Here is a 5,086-nt window from a genome sequence, read left to right as displayed (position 1 = left end):
GGGACGCCGTTCCTGCCGCACCCGGCGCCGGTCGAGGAGGGCACGCCCGCGCTGCGGCCGCGGGACGCGACGCTGCTGGAGGGCGCGGACGGCTCGGTGGTCGAGGCGCTCTCGCCGATCTTCCCGGGGCTGCTGCCGGCCGGCCTGGAGCGGCGCACCGAGCTGCGGGTGCTGAACGTGCGCCGGGTGCCGCTGGCCGAGGTGGTGGACCAGCTCGGCGGGCTGGACCGCGAGCCCGCCTGGTGGCGCAACCTGTACGCGGCGCTGGGCGCGGCCGACCCGGAGGCGCTCGGCGCGCTGCCCGTCCCGCTCGCCGACGGGCGGACGGTCACCGGGCCGCGGCGCGTCCTGCTGCCCTCCGAGGACGCCGACTGGGCGGCCTTCCCCGGCTACCCCGAGTCGCTGGCGGGCGCGCTCGCCGCGCTCGACCTGCGCCTGGCCCACCCCGAGGCCGCCCACCCGCTGCTGGCCAAGCTCGGCGCCGGCACCGCCACCCCGGCCGGGGTGCTGGACACCCCCGAGGTGCGGGCCGCCGTCGCCCGCTCCTACGACCTGGCCGAGGACGACCTGGACGCGGCGCTCGAACTCGCCGACGCCGTCCTGGCCCTGGTGAAGGCCGCCGCCCCGGAGCCGGGCGCCCACCCCTGGCTGGCCCGGCTCGCGCTGCTCGACGACGAGGGCGAGCCCGCCCGGGCCGGCGAACTCGTGCTGCCCGGGAGCCCCTTCGCCGCGCTCGCCCGCGAGGAGGACGCCGGCTGGGTGGACGACGAGCTGCTGGAGCGCTGGGGGCCGGAGGTGCTGACCGCCGTCGGCGTGCTGGCCGACTTCGTGCTGGTGCGCGCCGAGGACGTGGTGCTCGACCCGGACGACCTGGAGCGGCTCGACCCCACCGTCCCGGCCGACCGCGCGGCCGGCGGCCACCCCACCGGCCTGCTGGACGAGGCGCCGGACGGGCTCGCCGAGTGGGCCGAGGACGCGCTGGAGGCGCTGCAGGCCGACGAGGCGGTCGGCGTCCCGCCGGTGGCCGCCGAGCTGCTGGCCGTGCGCGACCTCGACCTGGTGGACGACGACGCCTGGCCGGAGGCGCTCGCGGCGCTGGCCCGCCCGCCGTACCGGGACGCCGTGGTCGCCCCGGTGCGCACCCTGCTGCCGGACGGCTCGTACGCCGACCTGCCGCCGTACACCGCGTGGTGGCTGCGCGACCACCCGGTGCTGGCGGGCCGGGAGCCGGCCGGTCTGCGCGCCGCCGGGGCCGACCCGCTGCTGCGCGGCCTGTACGACGAGGCCCGCACCACCCTGGACGACCAGTTCCTGCACGCGCTCGGGGTGCGCACGACGCTGGCCGCGCTGCTCGCCGAGCCGCACGGGCCGGACGAGGTGCTGGACCGGATGACCGACCCGGAGGCCGAGGTCGGCCACCGTCAGCTGCACGGCATCCACACCGCGCTGGCCCGGGTGGACCGTGGGCGGATCGAGCCGCTGGACGTGGTGCGGGCGCTGCCGCCGCTGGACCCGGACACCGGGCGCCGGCCGGACCACACCGTGGTGGTGGACGCGACCGAGGCGGTCGTCGCCGACGCCCCCGACCTGGTCCAGCTGCTGCACCCGTACCCGCTGCTGCCGGTCGCCCCGGCGCTGGCCGCCGACCTCGCCGAGCGGCTGCACGTGTCGCTGGCCAGCGAGGTGGCGGGCGGCCGGGTGCTCTCCGAGGGCGTGCTGCACCGGGTCCCGGCGGTGGTGCGGGAACTGCTGCCCGGCTGCCCGGTCGCCTACGAGGAGCACGAGGAGCTGCTGGTCGTCGGGCCGGACGGCGGCGAGGCGGCGGTGGACTGGCGCTGGGACACCGGGGCGGACGCCCCGGAGCCGCCGTACGACCCGGAGCTGGCCGAGGCCGCCGACGAGGACGACGAGTTCGAGGTCCCGCCGGTGCCCGGTCTGCTGCACGCGGCCACTCCGGAGGGCCTGGCCGCCGGGCTGGCCTGGTCGGTCGGGCAGTGGCACCGCCGCTTCGAGGTGCTGGCCGCCCTCAGCGAGCCGGACCGCGCCTACGAGCTCTCGGCCGCCCGCGACTTCGAGGGCTGAGCGCCCCCCGCGGGCCCGCCCCGACCGGCGGGCCCGCGGGGCGGGTCACTCCATGCCGCGGCGCTTCATGAAGCGCCAGGTGATCTCCAGGGCGATGCCGCAGACCACCGCGATGGCGACGCCGATCAGCGGGTCGCGGAAGCCGACCAGGGAGAGGTCGAAGAAGGACTTCAGCGGGGGCACCAGCAGCACCAGCGCGAAGGCGCCGCCCATGCTGCCGATCAGCAGCAGGCGCCACCAGTTGTACGGGCGGGCGACGATGGCGAGGACCCAGAGGGCGATCAGGAAGAGCGTCAGGGTGGCCACGCTGGTGTCGGCCTTGAGGTCGGTCGCGTGGTCGGCGCGGGCGAGCGAGTAGGCGACGAAGGTGCCGGTGCCGGCGATGGCCCCGCCGGGGATCGCCAGCCGCAGCACGCGCTTCACGAAGCCGGTGCGGGCCCGTTCGTCGTTGGGGGCGAGCGCGAGGAAGAAGGCCGGGATGCCGATGGTCAGCGAGGACAGCACGGTGGAGTGCCGGGGCAGGAACGGGTACGGCGAATGGGTGAAGATCACCAGGAGCGCCAGCAGGACCGAGTAGACGGTCTTCACCAGGAAGAGTGAAGCGACCCGCTCGATGTTGCCGATCACCCGGCGGCCCTCGGCCACCACCGACGGCAGCGAGGCGAAGGAGTCGTTCAGCAGCACGATCTGGGCGACCGCCTTGGTGGCGTCGGAGCCGGTGCCCATCGCCACGCCGATGTCGGCGTCCTTGAGGGCGAGCACGTCGTTGACGCCGTCGCCGGTCATCGCCACGGTGTGGCCGCGGGACTGCAGTGCCCCGACCAGCTGGCGCTTCTGCTGCGGGGTGACCCGGCCGAAGACGCTGGTCCGGTCGGCGGTCTCGGCGAGTTCCTCCGGGTCGGCGGGCAGGGAGCGGGCGTCCAGCGGGTGGTCGGCGCCGGGCAGGCCCAGGTGGCCGGCCACCGCGCCGACCGAGACCGCCGCGTCGCCGGAGATGACCTTGGCCCGGACCCGCTGGCTCTCGAAGTAGCGCAGGGTCTCGGCGGCGTCCGAGCGCAGCCGCTGCTGGAGCACCACCAGGGCCAGCGGGGTGAGGTCGGCCGCCGGGTCGGGGGAGTCCAGCGGGACGGGCGTGCGGCCCAGCAGCAGCACCCGCAGGCCCCGGGCGCCCAGCTCGTCCACCTCGGCCAGCGCCGGGTGTCCGGCGGGCAGCAGCACGTCGGGCGCGCCGAGCAGCCAGCTGGCCTCGCCGCCCTGCGGCTCCAGCAACTGCACGCCGCTCCACTTGCGGGCGGAGGAGAAGGGCATCGCCTCGATCACCCGCCAGCCGTCGTGGCCGGAGCGGGCGCCGTCGTCGCCGCGCCCGTACGCGTCGATGACCGCCTGCATGGACGGGTTGGGGCGGGCGTCGGCGCCCGCCATCACGGCCAGGGCGTGCTGGACGGTCTCCGGGGCGACGGCGCCGGGCTCCCCGTCGGAGAGCACCCGCAGGTCGATCACGTCCATGCCGCCCTCGGTGAGGGTGCCGGTCTTGTCCAGGCAGACGGTGTCCACCCGGGCCAGGCCCTCGATCGCCGGGAGCTCCTGGACCAGGCACTGCTTGCGGCCGAGCCGGACCACGCCGATCGCGAAGGCGACCGAGGTCAGCAGCACCAGCCCCTCGGGGACCATCGGCACGATGCCGGCCACCATGCGCCGTACGGCCTCCCGCCAGTCCCGGCCCTCGACGGCCAGCTGGCTGATGATCAGGCCGAGGGCGGTGGGGATCAGCAGGTAGGTGATGATCCGCAGGATGCTGTCGATGCCGGAGCGCAGCTCCGACTTCACCAGGGTGAACTTGCTGGCCTCCTCGGCGAGCTGGGCCGCGTAGGCCTCGCGGCCGACCTTGGTGGCGGTGAACGCGCCGGCACCGGCCACCACGAAGCTGCCGGACATCACCTGGGCGCCGGGCTGCTTGAGGACCGGATCGGGTTCGCCGGTGAGCAGCGACTCGTCGACCTCCAGGCCGTCCGCCTCGGTGACCTCGCCGTCCACGATCACCTTGTCGCCGATGCCGAGCAGCACGGTGTCGTCGAGGACGATCTCGGAGACGCCGATCTGCTGGACGGCGCCGTCCCGGCGGACCTGCGGTCGGGCCTCGCCGATCAGGGCCAGGCTGTCCAGGGTCTTCTTGGCGCGCAGCTCCTGGATGATGCCGATCGCCGTGTTGGCCACGATGACCAGGCCGAACAGGCCGTCCTGGATCGGACCGACGATCAGGATGATCCCGAACATCACGCCGATGATCGCGTTGAAGCGGGTGAAGACGTTGGCCCGGACGATCTCCCGGGTGGACCGGCTGGACCGTACGGGGACGTCGTTGACCTGACCCTTCGCGACCCGCTCGGCCACCTCGGAGGCCGTCAGGCCGCCGCGTCGGCCGGGCAGCAGGCCGAGGGGGTGCGCTCCGTCCGGGCGGTCTTCGTCGGTCGGCCGCTCTTCCGCTGGCTGGGCAGGCTGCGTCATGGCACCGACTCTACGGGCGCCTTATGTCCGGTGCGTGCTACTAAAGGACCATTCAGTCCGACCGGGTGGCCGGACCCTGGCCGTCGTCCCCGGTCGCCCGTTCGGCCGTGTGCCCCGGCGCCGGTCCGGCCGCCTCGGCGGCGCGGCTGCGGGCGATCGCGTCCCGCCGGGCGCGGCAGTACCAGAGGCCGATCAGGCCGAGCAGGCCGCCGGAGAGGCAGATCCAGGGCCAGGTGCCGTGGCCGTGCGCGGAGAGGCTGCCCTGGAAGGGGAGCAGGGCGAGGAAGGCGATGAACCACAGCACCGTGCCGCCGCCGACGATGGCGACGTCGTTGGCCTCCAGCGGAGGGGGCGAGGGGTGCAGTGGCGTCTTGGGCATGGGGTCTAGCGTACGGTGCGGTGGGCCGAAAGCTGAGCACACAGCCCGTCATGTCGATCGACATCGCCAACGAGTCCGGTTGGGAAGCCGACGAGGAGTCCATCCTCGACGTCGCCCGCT

2 protein-coding genes and 1 pseudogene are annotated in these 5,086 nt (G+C 75.2%); 1 reads left to right on the top strand and 2 read right to left on the bottom strand.

Going from position 1 to position 5,086, the window contains the following annotated elements; genetic code table 11:
* Positions 1-2,082 (top strand): annotated as a pseudogene (locus tag ACIQOV_RS26935) (molecular chaperone Hsp90); the annotation flags it as partial.
* 45 nt (positions 2,083-2,127) lie between these two features.
* On the opposite strand, the gene ACIQOV_RS26930 reads toward ACIQOV_RS26935, so the two are convergent.
* Positions 2,128-4,587 (bottom strand): cation-translocating P-type ATPase, encoded by a 2,460-nt coding sequence (locus ACIQOV_RS26930; RefSeq protein ID WP_401052718.1) that lies wholly within the window; start codon positions 4,585-4,587, stop codon positions 2,128-2,130.
* A gap of 52 nt (positions 4,588-4,639) precedes the next feature.
* Positions 4,640-4,966 carry a DUF2530 domain-containing protein gene (locus ACIQOV_RS26925; RefSeq protein ID WP_359905737.1) on the bottom strand — a complete coding sequence of 109 codons (327 nt, stop codon included), beginning with the start codon at positions 4,964-4,966 and terminating at the stop codon, positions 4,640-4,642.
* Positions 4,967-5,086 lie beyond the last annotated feature (120 nt).

This window comes from Kitasatospora sp. NPDC091257 (assembly GCF_044757675.1).
Lineage (GTDB): Bacteria > Actinomycetota > Actinomycetes > Streptomycetales > Streptomycetaceae > Kitasatospora > Kitasatospora lactacystinica.
Note: the sequence above shows the minus strand (reverse complement) of the source record. Positions and strands in the feature narration are given on the sequence as shown.

What these genes read in the sequence shown, in the direction of transcription:
- ACIQOV_RS26930 (WP_401052718.1), bottom strand. Translation starts at nt 4,587, where the DNA reads ATGACGCAGCCTGCCCAGCCAGCGGAAGAGCGGCCGACCGACGAAGAC.
- ACIQOV_RS26925 (WP_359905737.1), bottom strand. Translation starts at nt 4,966, where the DNA reads ATGCCCAAGACGCCACTGCACCCCTCGCCCCCTCCGCTGGAGGCCAAC.